The 17594-nt window shown below is 68.1% G+C and carries 16 protein-coding genes; 13 read left to right on the top strand and 3 right to left on the bottom strand.

The genetic code is table 11. The features are described 5' to 3' along the window. The first annotated feature begins 143 nt into the window (after window positions 1–143). The 9 genes from AVS7_RS13105 to AVS7_RS13065 all read left to right on the top strand — a co-directional run bounded on the left by AVS7_RS13105 (window position 144) and on the right by AVS7_RS13065 (window position 10907). Window positions 144–2069 (top strand): long-chain fatty acid--CoA ligase, encoded by a 1926-nt coding sequence (locus tag AVS7_RS13105; RefSeq protein ID WP_020228858.1) that lies wholly within the window; start codon window positions 144–146, stop codon window positions 2067–2069. Between the two features lie 25 nt (window positions 2070–2094). Continuing rightward, window positions 2095–2880 carry an ABC transporter ATP-binding protein gene (locus AVS7_RS13100; RefSeq protein ID WP_020228857.1) on the top strand — a complete coding sequence of 262 codons (786 nt, stop codon included), beginning with the start codon at window positions 2095–2097 and terminating at the stop codon, window positions 2878–2880. A 15-nt stretch (window positions 2881–2895) separates the two neighbouring features. Further along, window positions 2896–3825 (top strand): branched-chain amino acid ABC transporter permease, encoded by a 930-nt coding sequence (locus AVS7_RS13095; RefSeq protein ID WP_020228856.1) that lies wholly within the window; start codon window positions 2896–2898, stop codon window positions 3823–3825. Between the two features lie 14 nt (window positions 3826–3839). Further along, entirely contained in the window at window positions 3840–4916 is a 1077-nt protein-coding gene (locus tag AVS7_RS13090; RefSeq protein WP_020228855.1) for a branched-chain amino acid ABC transporter permease, read from the top strand. 55 nt (window positions 4917–4971) lie between these two features. Further along, the gene (locus AVS7_RS13085; RefSeq protein WP_024001528.1) at window positions 4972–6300 is read left to right on the top strand and encodes an ABC transporter substrate-binding protein; all 1329 of its coding nucleotides are present in this window, start codon (window positions 4972–4974) and stop codon (window positions 6298–6300) included. A 201-nt stretch (window positions 6301–6501) separates the two neighbouring features. After that, window positions 6502–7311 (top strand): ABC transporter ATP-binding protein, encoded by an 810-nt coding sequence (locus AVS7_RS13080; protein WP_020228853.1) that lies wholly within the window; start codon window positions 6502–6504, stop codon window positions 7309–7311. A 77-nt stretch (window positions 7312–7388) separates the two neighbouring features. After that, entirely contained in the window at window positions 7389–8636 is a 1248-nt protein-coding gene (locus tag AVS7_RS13075; protein ID WP_020228852.1) for a phenylacetate--CoA ligase family protein, read from the top strand. A gap of 123 nt (window positions 8637–8759) precedes the next feature. Continuing rightward, a complete protein-coding gene (locus tag AVS7_RS13070) occupies window positions 8760–9746 on the top strand; it encodes a tripartite tricarboxylate transporter substrate-binding protein (RefSeq protein ID WP_020228851.1) in 987 nt (328 codons plus the stop codon). A 153-nt stretch (window positions 9747–9899) separates the two neighbouring features. Further along, window positions 9900–10907, top strand: a complete 1008-nt coding sequence (locus AVS7_RS13065; protein WP_020228850.1) for a tripartite tricarboxylate transporter substrate binding protein — start codon at window positions 9900–9902, stop codon at window positions 10905–10907. A gap of 3 nt (window positions 10908–10910) precedes the next feature. On the opposite strand, the gene AVS7_RS13060 is transcribed toward AVS7_RS13065, so the two are convergent. Both AVS7_RS13060 and AVS7_RS13055 read right to left on the bottom strand, forming a co-directional pair. Beyond that, on the bottom strand, window positions 10911–11234 hold the full coding sequence (locus AVS7_RS13060) for a DUF1840 domain-containing protein (protein ID WP_020228849.1): 324 nt from the start codon (window positions 11232–11234) through the stop codon (window positions 10911–10913). Between the two features lie 20 nt (window positions 11235–11254). Continuing rightward, on the bottom strand, window positions 11255–12547 hold the full coding sequence (locus AVS7_RS13055; protein ID WP_020228848.1) for a class I SAM-dependent methyltransferase: 1293 nt from the start codon (window positions 12545–12547) through the stop codon (window positions 11255–11257). A gap of 185 nt (window positions 12548–12732) precedes the next feature. On the opposite strand from AVS7_RS13055, the gene AVS7_RS24905 reads away from it, so the two are divergent. Next, window positions 12733–12894 carry a hypothetical protein gene (locus AVS7_RS24905; RefSeq protein ID WP_020228847.1) on the top strand — a complete coding sequence of 54 codons (162 nt, stop codon included), beginning with the start codon at window positions 12733–12735 and terminating at the stop codon, window positions 12892–12894. A 48-nt stretch (window positions 12895–12942) separates the two neighbouring features. Here the strand turns inward: AVS7_RS24905 and AVS7_RS13050 are convergent, their stop codons facing one another. Continuing rightward, the gene (locus AVS7_RS13050; RefSeq protein ID WP_020228846.1) at window positions 12943–13986 is read right to left on the bottom strand and encodes a LacI family DNA-binding transcriptional regulator; all 1044 of its coding nucleotides are present in this window, start codon (window positions 13984–13986) and stop codon (window positions 12943–12945) included. 150 nt (window positions 13987–14136) lie between these two features. On the opposite strand from AVS7_RS13050, the gene AVS7_RS13045 reads away from it, so the two are divergent. The 3 genes from AVS7_RS13045 to AVS7_RS13035 are packed head-to-tail and all read left to right on the top strand — an operon-like array spanning window position 14137 to window position 17379. Beyond that, window positions 14137–15117, top strand: a complete 981-nt coding sequence (locus tag AVS7_RS13045) for a tripartite tricarboxylate transporter substrate binding protein (protein WP_020228845.1) — start codon at window positions 14137–14139, stop codon at window positions 15115–15117. After that, window positions 15114–15944, top strand: coding sequence for an HpcH/HpaI aldolase/citrate lyase family protein (locus tag AVS7_RS13040; protein WP_020228844.1), 831 nt, complete (start codon window positions 15114–15116; stop codon window positions 15942–15944). The genes AVS7_RS13045 and AVS7_RS13040 overlap by 4 nt, the downstream gene beginning before the upstream one ends. Window positions 15945–15954: 10 nt before the next feature. Then, window positions 15955–17379, top strand: coding sequence for an FAD-binding oxidoreductase (locus AVS7_RS13035; protein ID WP_020228843.1), 1425 nt, complete (start codon window positions 15955–15957; stop codon window positions 17377–17379). The last annotated feature ends 215 nt before the right edge of the window (window positions 17380–17594 follow it).

The following is a 17594-nucleotide window of genomic DNA, read 5'->3' as shown; positions in this document are numbered from 1 at the left end:
TCCCCCTCCGAGGAATAACCCGCAAATTGTCGTCACGAAGACAAATTGGCGTCAAAGTCATTCCTACCATTGGTTGCAGTCTGGCAGCGAAGGGCGTCCACGCCTCCTGTCGCCGCCATCCACAGAACCCGTTAGGAACCGGAATGAAGACCACGTTCCCCCACCTGCTGCTGCAGCACGCCGCCCAGCGCCCCGAGGCGACGGCCCTGCGCGAGAAAGAATTCGGCATCTGGCAGACCTGGAGCTGGAAGGCCGCCGCCACGGAAGTGCGCCACATGGCCTGCGGCCTGCTGTCGCTGGGTTTCGCCAAGGGCCAGAACCTGGCGCTGATCAGCGACAACCGTCCGCACCTGTACATGGGCTTCCTGGCCGTGCAGAGCGTGGGTGGCGTGCCCATTCCGCTGTACCAGGACGCCGTGGCCGCGGAGATGACCTTCGTGATGAAGGACGCAGAGATCGCCTTCGCCTTCGCCGAGAACCAGGAACAGGTGGACAAGCTGCTGGAGGTGCGCGAGACCGTGCCCAGCATCCGCACCATCATCTACGACGACCCGCGCGGCCTGCGCAACTACGACCAGCCGGGCCTCATCAGCACGGCCGAGCTCGTGGCTAAGGGCGCCGAATGGGACAAGGCCCACCCGGGCGCCTGGGATGCGCTGGTGGAGCAGATCGAGCCCGGCGACGTCTCCGTGATCCTCTACACCTCCGGCACCACCGGCCAGCCCAAGGGCGTGTGCCAGACGCACGCGGCCTTCGTGGCGTCCGCGCAGGGCGGGGTGGAAGTGGACCGCCTGGGCCCACAGGACAACGTGATCTCCTACCTGCCGCCGGCCTGGGTGGGCGACCACCTGTTCTCGCTGGCGCAGTGGATCGTGGCGGGCTTCACCATCAACTGCCCCGAGTCGGCCAGCACGGTGTCCATCGACCTGCGCGAGATCGGCCCCACCTACTACTTCGCGCCGCCGCGCATCTTCGAGGGCATGCTGACCTCCGTCTCCATCCGCATGGAAGACGCCGCGGCGCCCAAGCGCTGGCTCTACGAGAAGTGCATGCAGCTGGCGCGCCGCGTGGGCTCGGACATCCTGGACGGCAAGCCGGTCGGCGCGCTGGACCGCTTCAAGTACAAGCTGGCGGACCTGGCCATCTACGGCCCGCTGCGCAACGTGATGGGCCTGTCGCGCATCCGCGTGGCCTACACCGCGGGCGCGGCCATCGGGCCCGACCTGTTCCGCTTCTTCCGCTCCATCGGCATCAACCTCAAGCAGCTCTACGGCCAGACCGAGACCTGCGCCTACGTGTGCATCCAGCGCGACAGGCAGGTGGAGCTGTCGAGCGTGGGCCAGGCGGCGCCGGGCATCGAGCTGAAGATCGCCGACAGCGGCGAGGTGCTGGTCAAGGGCGTGTCGGTGCTCAAGGAGTACTACAAGCGCCCCGACGCCACGGCCGAGGTCATCGACGAGCAGGGCTACTTCCACACCGGCGACGCCGGCGTGATCGATGCCAACGGCCAGCTGCGCATCATCGACCGCGCCAAGGACGTGGGCAAGATGCGCACGGGCGCCATGTTCGCGCCCAACTACATCGAGAACAAGCTCAAGTTCTTCCCGCACATCAAGGAAGCCGTGTGCTTCGGCAACCAGCGCGAGACTGTCTGCGCGTTCATCAACATCGACTACGAGGCCGTGGGCAACTGGGCCGAGCGCCAGGGCATCCCCTACGGCGGCTACGTGGACCTGGCCTCCAAGCCCCAGGTGATCGCGCTGGTGGCCGAGTGCATCGGCCAGGTCAACGCCGACCTGGCCACCGAGCCCGGCATGGCCGACACCCAGGTGGCGCGCTTCCTGGTGCTGCACAAGGAGCTGGACCCGGACGACGACGAGCTGACCCGCACGCGCAAGGTGCGCCGCAACTTCATCGCCGACAAGTACGGCGTGCTGGTGGATGCGCTGTACGAGGGCAAGGCGGAGCAGTTCATCGAGACCCAGGTGAAGTTCGAGGACGGGCGCAAAGGCAGCGTGAGCGCCACGCTGAAGATCACCGATGCCAAGACCCACCCCGCCGCCGCCTGACACGCAAACCGAGGCAAGCACATCCATGACCAGCAAGAAGATCGGCGACGTCATCCTCGACGTCAAGAACATCAGCCTGCGCTTCGGTGGCGTGAAGGCGCTCACGGACATCTCGTTCAACGTGCGCGAGCACGAGATCCGCTCCATCATCGGCCCCAACGGCGCAGGCAAGAGCTCCATGCTCAACTGCATCAACGGCGTCTACACGCCTTCGGAAGGATCGATCACCTTCCGCGGCAAGACTTTCGACCACATGAACAGCCGCCAGGTGGCCGAGATGGGCGTGGCCCGCACGTTCCAGAACCTGGCGCTGTTCAAGGGCATGAGCGTGATCGACAACATCATGACCGGGCGCAACCTCAAGATCAAAAGCAACATCCTGATGCAGGCGCTGCGCATCGGCCCGGCGGAGAAGGAAGAAATCCGCCACCGCGAGTTCGTCGAGCACATCATCGACTTCCTCGAGATCCAGGCGCACCGCAAGACTCCCGTGGGCCAGTTGCCCTACGGCCTGCAAAAGCGCGTGGACCTGGGCCGGGCCCTGGCCATGGAGCCGCAGGTGCTGCTGCTGGACGAACCCATGGCCGGCATGAACGTCGAGGAAAAGCAGGACATGTGCCGCTTCATCCTCGACGTGAACGACGAGTTCGGCACCACCATCGTGCTCATCGAGCACGACATGGGCGTGGTGATGGACATCAGCGACCGCGTGGTGGTGCTGGACTACGGCAAGAAGATCGGCGACGGCGCGCCCGATGAAGTGCGCAACAACGAAGACGTGATCCGCGCCTACCTGGGCACGAGCCACTGACAGCGGAGACAGGCAATGGCATTCTTTCTCGAAACCCTGATTGGCGGCCTGATGGCCGGCATGCTGTACGCACTGGTCGCGCTCGGCTTCGTGCTGATCTACAAGGCCTCGGGCGTGTTCAACTTCGCGCAGGGGGCCATGGTGCTGTTCGCCGCCCTGGCGATGGCGCGCTTTGCGGAATGGATTCCGAAGTGGACCGGCCTCGACAACATGATCGTGGCCAACCTGGCGGCCTTCCTGATCGCCGGCGCCATCATGTTCGCGGTGGCCTGGTTCATCGAGCGGCTGGCGCTGCGCCACCTCGTGAACCAGGAAGGCGCGACGCTGCTGATGGCCACGCTGGGCATCACCTACTTCCTGGAAGGCCTGGGCCAGACGCTGTTCGGCAGCGACATCTACAAGATCGACGTGGGCATGCCCAAGGACCCGATGTTCCTGCTCGAATCGGTGTTCGAGGGCGGCGTGCTGGTGAACAAGGAAGACGTGATCGCCGCCGTGATCGCCGCCGCGCTGGTGCTGCTGCTGACGCTGTTCTTCCAGAAGACCACCACGGGCCGCGCGCTGCGCGCCGTGGCCGACGACCACCAGGCCGCCCAGTCCATCGGCATCCCGCTCAACCGCATCTGGGTCATCGTCTGGTGCGTGGCCGGCGTGGTGGCCCTGGTGGCCGGGATGATCTGGGGCTCCAAGCTCGGCGTGCAGTTCTCGCTGACCACCGTGGCGCTGCGCGCGCTGCCGGTGGTGATCCTGGGCGGGCTCACCTCCGTGCCCGGCGCCATCATCGGCGGCCTGATCATCGGCGTGGGCGAGAAGCTCTCCGAGGTGTACCTGGGCCCGTTCGTGGGCGGCGGCATCGAGATCTGGTTCGCCTACGTGCTGGCCCTCGTGTTCCTGCTGTTCCGCCCGCAGGGGCTGTTCGGCGAAAAAATCATTGACCGCGTGTAAGGGAGGGACTGACCATGTTCTACAGAGAAAACGGCCAGTTCAAGACGAGCTACCGCGCCGACCAGCAGATCTTCCCCATCGCGCAGGACCGCATCGTCATCCTCGCGTTCCTGGCCGCAGCCTTCGTGCTCGTGCCCATGCTGGCCAGCGACTATTTCTACCGCGCCATCCTGATCCCGCTGGTCATCATGTCGATGGCCGCGCTGGGCGTGAACATTCTCGTGGGCTACTGCGGGCAGATATCGCTGGGCTCGGGCGCGTTCATGGCCGTGGGCGCCTACGGTGCGTTCAACTTCTTCGTGCGCTTCCCGGGCATGCCGCTGATCCCGGCGCTGATCCTGGGCGGCCTGTGCGCCACCTTCTTCGGCATCCTGTTCGGCCTGCCGAGCCTGCGCGTCAAGGGCCTGTACCTGGCCGTGGCCACGCTGGCCGCGCAGTTCTTCAGCGACTGGATGTTCCTGCGCATCAAGTGGTTCACGAACGATTCCGACTCGGGCTCGGTGTCGGTGAGCCACCTGCAGGTGCTGGGCATGCCCATCGAGAGCGCGATGAGCAAGTACCTGTTCTGCCTGGCCCTGCTCGTGGTCGTGGCGCTGCTGGCCAAGAACCTGGTGCGCGGCGCGATCGGCCGCGAGTGGATGGCCATCCGCGACATGGACGTGGCCGCCAGCGTGATCGGCATCCGCCCGATGTACGCCAAGCTCTCGGCCTTCGCCGTGAGTTCCTTCATCGTGGGCATGGCCGGCGCACTGTGGGCCTTCGTGCACCTGGGCTCGTGGGAGCCGGCGGCCTTCTCGGTGGAGGTGTCGTTCCGCCTGCTGTTCATGGTCATCATCGGCGGGCTGGGCTCCATCATGGGCGCGTTCTTCGGCGCAGCCTTCATCGTGGTGCTGCCCATCTTCCTCAACCAGTTCCTCCCGGCCCTGCTGGGCATGTTCGGCCTGGAGATCTCCACGGCCGGCGTGTCGCACGCCGAGCTGATGATCTTCGGCGCGCTCATCGTCTGGTTCCTGATCGTCGAGCCGCACGGCCTGGCCAAGCTCTGGTCCACCGCCAAGCAGAAGCTGCGCGTGTGGCCCTTCCCGCACTGATCCCGTGTCCGTTTTCCCCGTGCTTCAACCACCACTCATTCACAAGGAGACAACCATGAAGCTATCGAAAGTCATGATCGCAGCCGCCATGGTGGCCGCAGGCGCCTCGGCGGTGACCACCAGCGCCTTCGCGCAGGCCAAGGAGCAGTTCTTCCCGCTGCTGTCTTACCGCACCGGCCCCTACGCGCCCAACGGCGTGCCATGGGCCAACGGCAAGCAGGACTACATCAAGCTCATCAACGCGCGCGACGGCGGCGTCAACGGCGTGAAGCTCACGTTCGAGGAATGCGAGACGGGCTACGCCACCGACCGCGGCGTGGAGTGCTACGAGCGCCTCAAGAGCCGTCCGGGCGTGTCCCTGTTCGACCCCCAGGCCACCGGCATCACCTTCGCGCTGACCGAGAAGGCGCCCGTGGACAAGATCCCGCTGATGACGCTGGGCTACGGCCTGTCTGTCGCGCAGGACGGCATGGCGTTCAAGTGGAACTTCCCCTACATGGGCAGCTACTGGACCGGCGCCGACATCCTGATCCAGCACATCGGCAAGAACGCCGGCGGCCTGGACAAGCTCAAGGGCAAGAAGATCGCGCTGGTCTACCACGACAGCCCGTTCGGCAAGGAACCCATCCCGCTGCTGCAGGAGCGCGCCAAGATGCACGGCTTCGACCTGCAGATGCTGCCCGTGACGGCGCCCGGCGTGGAGCAGAAGGCCACCTGGCTGCAGGTGCGCCAGAGCCGTCCCGACTACGTGCTGCTGTGGGGCTGGGGCGTGATGAACTCCACCGCCCTCAAGGAAGCCCAGGCCACGGGCTTCCCGCGCGACAAGATGTACGGCGTGTGGTGGGCCGGTGCCGAACCCGACGTGCGCGACGTGGGCGACGGCGCCAAGGGCTACCACGCACTGGCGCTCAACGGCTATGGCACGCAGTCCAAGGTCATCCAGGACATCCTCAAGCACGTGCACGAGAAGGGCCAGGGCACCGGGCCCAAGGACGAAGTCGGCTCCGTGCTCTACACGCGCGGCGTGATCATCCAGATGCTGGCCGTGGAGGCCGTGCGCCGCGCACAGGAGCGCTTCGGCAAGGGCAAGGTCATGACCGGCGAGCAGGTGCGCTGGGGCATGGAGAACCTGGCCCTGGACCAGAAGAAGCTCGACGCGCTGGGCTTCAAGGACCTGATGCGCCCGCTGTCCACGAGCTGCAACGACCACATGGGCTCGACCTGGGCGCGCGTGCACTCCTGGGACGGCAAGAAGTGGAACTTCTCGTCCGACTGGTACCAGGCCGACGAGCAGATCCTCAAGCCGATGGTCAAGAGCGGCGCGGACAAGTACCTGGCCGACAAGAAGATGAGCCGCCGCGACGCGGCTGACTGCCAGTCTTGAGCTCATCCCCCTGAGGCGCTGCGCGCCTTCCCCCTTTTCTCGGCTGCGCCGGGAAGGGGGACGACGCCGGTGGCCGGGCAAAGCCCCCTCCACGGCGTCCGCTGGTGCGGGGGGTGCTGGTTTCAACGGCTGCTCAAGCAGCCGCCAGCCGAGAGGGCTGCGCTTCGCAGCCCTGCCGATTGGTACGACGAGAGCAACGCTATGGACTCCACAAACATCGTTCTGCAGGTCAACGGCATCGAGGTCATCTACAACCACGTGATCCTCGTGCTCAAGGGCGTGTCGCTGCAGCTGCCCGAAAAAGGCATCGTCGCGCTGCTGGGCGGCAACGGCGCGGGCAAGACCACCACGCTGCGCGCCATCTCCAACCTGCTCAAGGGCGAGCGCGGCGAGGTCACCAAGGGCAGCATCGAGCTGCGCGGCGAGCGCATCGAGAACCTCTCGCCCGCCGATCTCGTCAAGCGCGGCGTGGTGCAGGTCATGGAAGGCCGCCACTGCTTCGCCCACCTGAGCATCGAGGAGAACCTGCTGACGGGCGCCTACACCCGCAGCGACCGCGGCGAGATCGCCGCCAACCTCGAAAAGGTCTACACCTACTTCCCGCGCCTGAAGACGCGCCGCACCTCGCAGGCCGCCTACACCTCGGGGGGCGAGCAGCAGATGTGCGCCATCGGCCGCGCCATCATGTGCAACCCCTCCATCGTGCTGCTGGACGAGCCCTCCATGGGCCTGGCGCCGCAGATCGTGGAGGAGGTGTTCAACATCGTGAAGGACCTCAACGCCAAGGAAGGCACCACCTTCCTGCTGGCCGAGCAGAACACCAACATGGCGCTGAAGTACGCCGACTACGGCTACATCATGGAAAGCGGCCGCATCGTGATGGACGGCCCCGCGCAGGAGCTGGCCAACAACGAGGACGTCAAGGAGTTCTACCTGGGCGTGGGTGGCGGCGAGCGCAAGAGCTTCAAGGACGTCAAGAGCTACAAGCGCCGCAAGCGCTGGCTCGCCTGACACTCCCGTTTTCATAGCTGCCAGCGCTTAACCAGTCTGCGCTGGAGGCTTATTTCGCCTCAAACCGGAATACCCCCATGAGCACGTTCTACGACGCCCTGGAAACCCGCTCCCCCGCGGAGCGCGAAGCGGCACTGATGGCCGCGCTACCGCGCCAGGTGGCCCATGCGCAGCAGGCGTCGCCCGCCTTCGCCACGCTGCTGGCGGGCGTGGACGCCGCGTCCGTCACCAGCCGCACCGCGCTGGCCCGCCTGCCGGTGACGCGCAAGTACGAGCTGCTGGAGCGCCAGCAGGCCCAGCGCGCGCAAGACGCCTTCGGCGGCTTCAGCGCGCTGGCCTTCGGCCCGGACATGCCGCGCGTCTTCGCCAGCCCCGGCACCATCTACGAGCCCGAGGGCACGCGCCGCGACTACTGGCGCATGGCCCGCGCCATGCACGCCGCGGGCTTCCGCCCGGGCGAGCTGATCCACAACTGCTTTTCCTACCACTTCGTGCCCGCCGGCTCCATGATGGAAACAGGCGCCCATGCACTGGGCTGCACCGTGTTCGCGGGCGGCACCGGCCAGACCGAGCAGCAGGTGCAGGCCATGGCCGAGCTGCGGCCCGCGGGCTACATCGGCACGCCGAGCTTCCTGAAGATCATCCTGGACAAGGCGGCCGAGATGGGCGTGCCGCTGCCCAGCGTGACCAAGGCGCTGGTGTCGGGCGAGGCCTTTCCCCCGTCGCTGCGCGACTGGTTCGCCGAGCGCGGCGTGGCCGGCTACCAGTGCTATGCCACGGCCGACCTGGGGCTGATCGCCTACGAGACCAGCGCCCGCCAGGGCCTGGTGCTGGGCGAGGACGTGATCGTGGAGATCGTGCGCCCCGGCACCGGCGACCCCGTGCCCGAGGGCGAGGTCGGCGAGCTGGTGGTGACCACGCTCAACCCCGACTACCCGCTGATCCGCTTCGGCACCGGCGACCTGTCGGCCGTGCTGCCCGGTCCCTGCCCTACCGGTCGCACCAACACGCGCATCAAGGGCTGGATGGGCCGGGCCGACCAGACCACCAAGGTGCGCGGCATGTTCGTGCACCCGGGCCAGGTGGCCGCCGTGGCCAAGCGCTTCCCGCAGGTGCTGCGCGCGCGCCTGGTCGTCAGCGGCGAGATGGCCAACGACCAGATGGTGCTGCAGGTGGAGACGCTGGAGACCGCCGCGGGCCTCGCCCAGCAGATCGCCGACAGCCTGCGCGAGGCCACCAAGCTGCGCGGCGACGTGCAGATGGTGCCTCCCGGCACCCTACCCAACGACGGCAAGGTGATCGAGGACGCGCGCAGCTACCGCTGAGCGCAGCCCGTTCTCCTTGCGCCAGCGCATCCTTCTGCTGCGGAGCGGGTGATTACCACATTGCCCTGCCGCCGAGGGGCCGATACCATCGCCTCCTTTTTGTTTCCAACCCAGAGGATCTACATGAAAACCCTGTTCAAGCTCACGCTGGCCGCCACGGCCGCCGCCCTGGCCTTTGGCGCAGCCGCCCAGGATTTCCCCGGCAAGAAGAGCATCACCATCGTCGTGCCCTTCGCCGCAGGCGGCCCCACCGACCGCGTGGCGCGCGACCTGGCCGAAGCCATGCGCAAGCCGCTGGACGGCGCCACCATCGTGATCGACAACGTGGGCGGCGCGGGCAGCACCATCGGCACCGCCAAGGTGGCGCGCGCCCCCGCCGACGGCTACACGCTGCTGGTCACGCACATCGGCATGGCCACCATCCCGTCGCTCTACCGCAAGCTGTCGTTCGACGTGCTGAACGACTTCGAATACCTAGGCATCGTCAACGACGTGCCCATGACCATCATCTCGCGCCCCACGCTGGAGGCCAACAACTGGGCCGAACTCAGCGCCTGGATCGCCAAGCAGGGCCGCAGCGTGAACCTGGGCCATTCGGGCCAGGGCTCCGCCGGCCACCTGTGCGGCCTGATGTTCCAGAGCGCCCTCAAGTCCGAAATGACGCCCGTGCCCTACAAGGGCGCGGCCCCCGCCATCGCCGACCTGATGGGCAACCAGATCGACCTGATGTGCGACCAGACGACCAACACGTCCACGCAGATCGAGGCCAAGAAGGTCAAGGGCTTCGCCGTGACCACGCTCAAGCGCCTGGACACGCCCGCGCTCAAGCACCTGCCCACGCTGGACGAATCGGGCCTCAAGGGCTTCAACGTGACCGTGTGGCACGGCATGTACGCGCCCAAGGGCACGCCGCAAGCCGTGCTGGCCAAGCTCAACGAGGCCCTCAAGGTCGCGGTGAAAGACCCCGAATTCGTCAAGAAGCAGCAAGGCCTGGGCGCCGTGGTCGTGGCCGACAAGCGCGTCGAGCCCGCCGAGCACAAGAAGTTCGTGCAGGCCGAGATCGCCTCCTGGGGCAAGGTCATCAAGGCTGCCGAGGCCTACGCGGACTGATTCCCACTGGCCCGCGCCTGCGCATGACGCCCGGCCCGCGCCGGGCGTTTTTCATTGTCACGCGCATCACAGCGGCTACGGGTAATCCTGCTGCCGGCAACAGCCATCACCAGCCTACAACCGGGGTTCTTTCAACATCACCGGGGAACCTCAATGAACTCGTTCGCTCCACGCCGCCACGCGCTGCTCCTGGGGGCCGCGCTGGCGCTGGGCCTGGGTGCCGCCCAGGCGCAGACCGCTGCCTGGCCGACCAAGCCCGTGCGCATCGTCGTGCCCTTCGCCGCCGGCGGCACCACCGACATCGTGGCACGCGCCATCGCGCCGGACCTGGGCAAGGCCTTCGGCCAGCAGTTCGTGGTGGACAACCGGGGCGGCGCGGGCGGCAACATCGGTGCGGAGCTGGTCGCCAAGTCGCCGGGCGACGGCTACACGCTGCTCATGGGCACGGTGGGCACGCACGGCATCAACCGCGCGCTGTACGCCAAGCTGCCCTACGACCCGATCAAGGACTTCGTGCCCATCACGCTGGTGGCCGCCGTGCCCAACGTGATGGAGATGAACGCAGAGAAGGCGAAGGCGCTGGGCATCCACAACGTGCAGGACTTCATCCGCTACGCCAAGGCCAACCCCGGCAAGCTGAACATGGCCTCCAGCGGCAACGGCACCTCGATCCACCTGGCAGGCGAGCTGTTCAAGACCATGACCGGCACCTACATGCTGCACATGCCCTACCGCGGCTCTGCACCGGCGCTGCTCGACATGGTGGGCGGCAACATGGACGTGATGTTCGACAACCTGCCCTCGTCCATGGCACACATCAAGGCCGGCAAGCTCAAGGCGCTGGCGGTGACCAGCGCGCGCCGCTCGGACGCACTGCCCGACGTGCCCACCGTCGAGGAAGCCGGCGGCCCCGAGCTCAAGGGGTTCGAGGCCAGTTCCTGGTTCGGCCTGCTCGCCCCCGCGGGCACTCCGCCCGAGATCGTCCAGCGCATTCAGCAGGAAGTGGCCAAGGCGCTGGCCACGCCCGCGGTCAAGGAACGCCTGGTCGCCCAGGGCGCCATTCCCGGCGGCAACACGCCCGCCGAGTTCACGGCCCTGATCGACAGCGAGCACCGCAAGTGGGCACAGGTGGTCAAGGCCTCCGGCGCGAAGGTCGACTGACCGCTACCAGACCACGTCGTGGCCTTCGGCAGCGCTGCGGCGCAGCATGTCGATGAAGGGCGTTGCGCGCTGGCGCAGGCGCACGGCGTCCGAGCGGGGCTCCTGCCCGCCCTCGTCCGCTTCGTCGCCCTCGTCGGCGTGCGCCTGCTGGGCCGCTTCTTCGGCGGCGATGGCGTCCTGCAGCGCCTGGATGGCGGCCGGGATCTGCGCCGCCGTCACGATGCCATGCGGGTCGGGCGATTTGCCGATGATTTCCAGCAGTTGCCGGCCGTTGGGCTCCAGCATGATGAGATCGGCAGTGGAGCGGGATTTGAATTTGAAAAGCATCCGGGTTCCAGCAAGAGAGGTCAAGGGGCCGCGGTCGCGGCGGCATCGCCGTACATGTACGCGCGGTTGAAAGGATAGTCCGAACGCGCGCCCTTCATGGGCCCGGCAGCGTCCATGCGGTCGTCCGGGCGCGTCGCCAGTATCTGGTGCAGCGCCACCCATCCGCGCTCGAATGCCAGGGCGCAGCCCGCAAGGTACAGCCGGTAGGCCCTCAGGGCCTTTTCGCCGCGGTCGGCGCCGTGCTGCGCGACGAGGACGCGGCGCGCTTCCTCCAGGCGGGTCTCCAGCCCGTCGGACCAGGCCCAGAGCGTGCGCGCATAGTGCGGCCGCAGGTTCTCGGTGTCCACCATCTCCAGCTCCGCGCGGGCCATGTCGTGCAGCGCCACGCTCACGTGCAGCAGTTCGCCGCCGGGAAAGATGTAGCGCTCGATGAATTCGCCCAGGCCCGCGCCCAGACCCGCGTTGTCCAGGCCGCCGGCGGTGATGCCATGGTTCAGCACCAGTCCGCCGGGGCGCAGCAGTCCGCGCACGGTGGCGAAATAGCGCTCCATCTGCGCGCGGCCCACGTGCTCGAACATGCCCACGGAGGCGACCTTGTCGAACGGCTGCTCCACCTGCAGCGCACGGTAGTCCAGCAGCAGCATGCGCACGCGGCCCTGCAGGCCGCGCTCCTCGATGAGCCGCTGCACGTGCGCATGCTGGTTGCGCGACAGCGTGATGTCCGTGGCATCCACGCCGTAGTGCTCGGCAGCCCACAGCAGCAGGCCGCCCCAGCCGGCGCCGATGTCCAGGAAACGCTCGCCGGGCCGCAGCATGAGCTTGCGGCAGATGTGGTCGAGCTTGGCTTCCTGCGCCTGCGCCAGCATCATGCCGGGGCTGCGGTAGTAGGCGCACGAGTAGACCCGCCGCGGATCGAGCCAGAGAGCGTAGAAGTCGTCCGAGAGGTCGTAGTGGAATTCGATGTTGCGCGCGTCGTGGGCCAGCGTGTGCGCCGCCATGGAGCGCGCCCGCAGCAGCACGCGCTGCCACCAGCCCGCATGCTCGCCCTGCGCCGGATCGCTCTTGAGCAGCGCCGCCGCAGCCGCCATGAGCTGGCGCATGCTGCCCTCCAGCGCCACGCGGCCTTCGACGATGGCCGCCCCCACGCTGCCGATCTCGCCCATGGCCAGGGCAACGACCGCCATGCGGTCCCGCAGGCGCAGGCGCAGGTCGGCGTTGGCGTCGCCCAGGCGCACGCCATCGGGAAGCTCCACGGCCACGCCCACGGGAGACGCGGCCAGGCTGGCCTCCAGGGCGTTGAGCAGATGTTTCACGGCGCCAACCTTCCTTTCGCGACAGCTCTGATTCTTGGTGCCATGGCGCCGCCCCGTCAATGGCTCCCGGCTGACAGGCGTACGCGGCCTTGGCTGACAGCCAAGGCCTGCCGCGGGCAGGCCCGTGCGCAGCTATGGCCTAATATCGGGTTTTTCAACCAATCCGTTCATTCTCAGGAGCCACCATGGGCAACAAAATCGTCACCGAAGCCGACCGCAAGCGCAGCCCCCGTCCCACGCCCCTGCCTGGCATGCCCCTGGCCACGCATGGCCGCGGCCAGCGCGTGAGCCTGGAGCGCGGCACGGCCACGCGCAGCAAGAAGAACCCCGGCAAGCGCCACGGCTGAGCATCCCCCAGCCATGCCGACAAGCCCTCTGCGGAGGGCTTTTTCGTTTCAGCGCCCGGCCTCGGCCTGTGCGGGCGTGCGCGTGCTGGCCCGGGCCACGACCTCGAAGCCGACCTCCTGCGCGGCGGGCGTGACGCCTGCGCCGCGCATGCGCGTCACCAGCGCCTGCGCGCCCAGGCGGCCGATGCAGGCGCCGTCCACCCGCACGGTCGAGAGCGCGGGAATGGTGTCGGCGGCCAGGGCCTGGTCGCCGAAACCCAGCACGCCGAACCGCGGCACCTGCAGCCCTAGCGCGTGTGCATGGGCCAGCACGCCCTGGGCCAGGGCATCCGAGCTGCAGAACACCGCATCTGCCTCCGGGGCCTGGGCGCGCAGCGCGTTGAGCGCCTCGCGCCCGCGGCCAGCCTGGGGACTGCGCTCGGAAAAGACGATCTGCGCCGGCTCGGAGGCCCCTGCCTCGGCGGCGGCGCGCATGAAGCCCTGCGCGCGCCGATGGGCGCGGCTGTCGTCGGCCCGCAAGACGGCGGGGCTCCGATAGCCGCAGGCTGCGAGATGGCGGAACGCGGCCCGGCCCGCGTCCTCGTGCGAAAAGCCGATGGCCACGTCCAGCGGGTGGGGCGTGTAGTCCCATAGCTCGACCACGGGAATGTCGGCGTTGAGCAGCAGGCGCCGCGTGCGCGCCGTGTGCTCGGTGCCCGTCAGCACCACGCCCTCGGGCCTGCGGCCGAGCATGGCCGCCAGCCAGGTTTCCTCATGCTCCGGGTCGTAGCTGGAGATGCCGAGCGTCGTTTCATAGCGCTCTTGCGCCAGCGTGGTGATGAGCGCGTCCAGCATGTCCGAGAACAGCGAATGCCCCACGGACGGCACGATGGCCGCCACCAGCCGGGTCTGGCGCGACGTGAGGCCGCCCGCCAGCGAGTTGGGCACGTACCCCGACTGCTCCACCGCCTGCGCCACCCGCGCGCGCGTGGCCTCGGCCACCAACTCGGGCCGGTGCAGCGCGCGCGAGGCCGTGATGGGCGACACGCCCGCCAAGCGGGCCAGGTCTTTCAGCGTGGGAGCGGAGAAGCTGCGGGGAGCGCGTTGCGTCATGGCGGCCGGCCGGATTGATGGTAGATGATTGCGTTGTCATGATAGCGGCGATCTGTATCATCTGCATCAGATTTTCCCTTGGTGTACTTCCCGATGGATGGAGTGCTCCAGCCACGGAATGATTGCGCAATCATCCACAGGAGACCATCCATGCACCGATCCCTGCGACGTACTGCCCTGGCCGGCCTGCTGGCCGTGGCGCTGGCCCCGCTGGCCGCCCCCGCACAGACGGCCTATCCCAGCAAGCCCATCACGCTGGTCATCCCCTTCCCGCCCGGCGGGCAGACGGACGTGGTGGGCCGCCTGATCGGCGAGCGCCTGTCCCAGCGGCTGGGGCAGCCGGTGGTGGTGGAGAACAAGCCGGGCGTCAACGGCTCGCTGGCGTCCGACGCCGTGGCCCGCGCCAAGCCCGACGGGTACACGCTGGTAGTCGGCGGCCCCGGCACGCATGCCATCAACCAGCTCGTCAATCCGAACGTCAAGTACGACACCCGCAAGGACTTCACCCACATCGCCATGCTGGGCCGCGTACCCATGCTGCTGCTGGCCTCGCCCACGCTGAAGGCGAACACGGTGGCGGACGTGGTGGCCCTGGCCAAGGCCAAACCCGACTCCGTCAACATGGCGCTGACGGGCATCGGCTCGTCGAGCCACATGACCACCGAGCTATTCAAGCAGGCAGCCGGCATCACCTTCAACAACGTGCCCTACAAGGGTGACGTGCCCGCGATGACGGACGTGATCGGCGGGCAGGCGGACCTGCTGTTCGTGCCTGCGACGTCGGCCATCACCTTCGCGCAGGCCGGCAAGCTGCGCGCGCTGGCCGTCACCGGCGACAAGCGGCTGGCCGCGCTGCCCAACGTGCCCACCATGCCCGAGGCCGGGCAGGCCAGCGTCATCAACTATTCATGGACCAGCCTGGCCGGCCCGGCGGGCATGCCGGCGGACATCGTGCAAAAGCTCAACCAGGCATGCCAGGCCATCCTGGCCGAACCCGAGGTGGTCGCCCGGCTGGCCGCGATGAGCAACGAGACCACGCCCGGCACGCCGGCGCAGGCCGCCAGCTTCATCGCCGCCGAAGTGGCACGCTGGTCCGACGTGGTGAAAAAGGGAAACATCCAGGTCCAATGAGCATGCTGCCCACGAACCACTTCAAGCATGCCCTGCGCGCGGGCCACGCCCAGATCGGGATATGGTCCACCATCCCCTCGCCCTTCGTCTGCGAGCTCATCGGCGGCGCGGGCTACGACTGGGTGCTGCTGGACACCGAGCACACGCCGACCGACGTGCCGCTGATGCTGCACCAGCTGCAGGCCGTGGCCGCCGCGCAGCCCCGGCCCGGCGGCTCGCCCACGCACGCGGTCGTACGGCCGGCATGGAACGACCCGGTGCTCATCAAGCGCTACCTGGACATCGGCGCGCAGACGCTGCTGCTGCCCTTCGTGCAGAACGCCGAGGAGGCGCAGGCCGCCGTGCGCGCCATCCGATACGCGCCGCAGGGCATCCGCGGCATGGGCGGCTCCACCCGCGCCGCCAACTTCGGCCGCACGGCCGATTACGTGGCCCGCGCCGCCGACGAGCTGTGCCTGCTGGTGCAGGTGGAGACTGCCGAGGCGCTGGAGCAGATCGAGGCCATCGCGGCCGTCGACGGGATCGACGGCATCTTCATCGGCCCGGCGGACCTGTCGGCCAGCCTGGGCTACCCGGGTCAGGCGCGCCACCCCGCCGTCAACGGCATCATCGACGACGCCATCCGCCGCATCCGCGCCTGCGGCAAGGCGCCGGGCATCCTGATGGTGGACGAGCCGCGCGCGCGCGAATGCCTAGCGCTGGGCGCGCAGTTCGTCGCGGTGGCGCTGGACACGATCCTGCTGCGCGACGGCCTGGACGCAGCCGCCGCACGCTTTCGCGGCCAGGCTCCGGCCGCCACCCGGCTGGCGACCGCCGGAAGCTATTGAGGAGCGCCCCATGTCCTTCGACTCCCAAGCCTGGCTGGCCGAGGCGCGCGCGCTGATCGGGGAGGCCCACGTCCTGTCGGCCGACTGCGGCGACGACCTGTCCGCCTACACCCGCGACTGGCGCAACAAGTTCGAGGGCCCGGCACTGGCCGTGCTGCGCCCTGCCGACACCGGCGAAGTGCAGGCCATCGTGCGGCTGGCCGCGCGCACCGACGTGGCACTGGTGCCGCAGGGCGGCAACACCGGCATGTGCGGCGCGTCGGTGCCCACGGCCGGCGGGCGGCAGGCCGTGCTGCAGCTCGGGCGGCTCAACCGCATCCTGGAGCTTGACCCCGAGAACAACACCGCCACCGTGGAGGCCGGCTGCATACTGCAGACCCTGCAGGAGCAGGCCGCCGCGGCGGGGCGGCTCTTCCCCCTGTCGCTGGGTGCCGAGGGCTCCTGCCAGATCGGCGGCAACATCGCCACAAACGCCGGCGGCGTACAGGTGCTGCGCTACGGCAACATGCGCGACCTGGTGCTGGGCCTCGAGGTGGTGCTGCCGGACGGCGAGCGCCTGGACCTGCTGCGCGGACTGCGCAAGGACAACACCGGCTACGACCTCAAGCAGCTGTTCATCGGCGCCGAAGGCACGCTGGGCATCATCACGGCGGCCACGGTCAAGCTGTTCCCCGCACCCGGCGCCGAAGCCGTCGCCTTCGCGGGCGTGTCCTCCATCGCCCAGGCCGTGCAGTTGCTGGGCGCCATGCGCGGCCGGCTGGGCGAGCGCATCACCGCATTCGAGGTGATCTCCGGCGCGGCGGTAGACCTGGTGCGCCACTACTTCCCCGACACCCCTCCCCTGCTGGAAGGCGCCTGCCCCTGGTACGTGCTTATGGAAGCCTCCGACGGCGGCAGCGACGAGGCGCTGCACGAGGCCATGCAGACTGCCCTGATGGCCTGCCTGGAAGACGGCTGTCTGCAGGACGTGGTCCTGGCCGGCAACCTGGCCCAGGGGCAGGCCCTGTGGATGCTGCGCGAGAACATCACGCACGCCCAGCAGATGGACGGCGGCAACATCAAGCACGACATCTCGCTGCCGATCTCGCGCATCCCCGCCTTCGTGGAACAGATGCTGCCGCGGCTGCAACAGGCGTTTCCCGGAGTCCGGCCCATCGTCTACGGGCACCTGGGCGACGGCAACCTGCACTTCAACGTCAGCGCCCCGCGGGGCGTCGCCCCTGCGGCGTGGCAGCGCGAGACCGATGCGGTCAACACGCTGCTGCACGACGTGGTGGTCGCGATGCGCGGCAGCATCAGCGCGGAGCACGGCATCGGCCAGCTCAAGCGCCACGAGCTGGCGCTCTACAAGACGCCTGCCGAGCTGGACGTGATGCGCCGCATCAAGCAGGCGCTCGACCCGCAAGGCGTGATGAACCCGGGCAAGGTGCTGTAGCACCCTACAAGCTCCTCTTTTCATAGCTTTCTGCGCTTACTGCATAAGCGCTGGAGCCACTTTTTATTCATAACCATGACACACGAAGAACCCACCACCGTCGGCCACCTGATAGACGGCCAGCTCGTGGCCGACACCGAACGCACCCAGCCGGTGTTCAACCCCGCCACCGGCCAGTCCTCGCTGAACGTGGCCCTGGCCAGCCAGGCCACCGT

This window comes from Acidovorax sp. MR-S7 (assembly GCF_000400995.2).
Lineage (GTDB): Bacteria > Pseudomonadota > Gammaproteobacteria > Burkholderiales > Burkholderiaceae_C > MR-S7.
The sequence above is the reverse complement of the archived record's forward strand: the minus strand, read 5'-3'. Positions and strand labels throughout refer to the sequence as shown.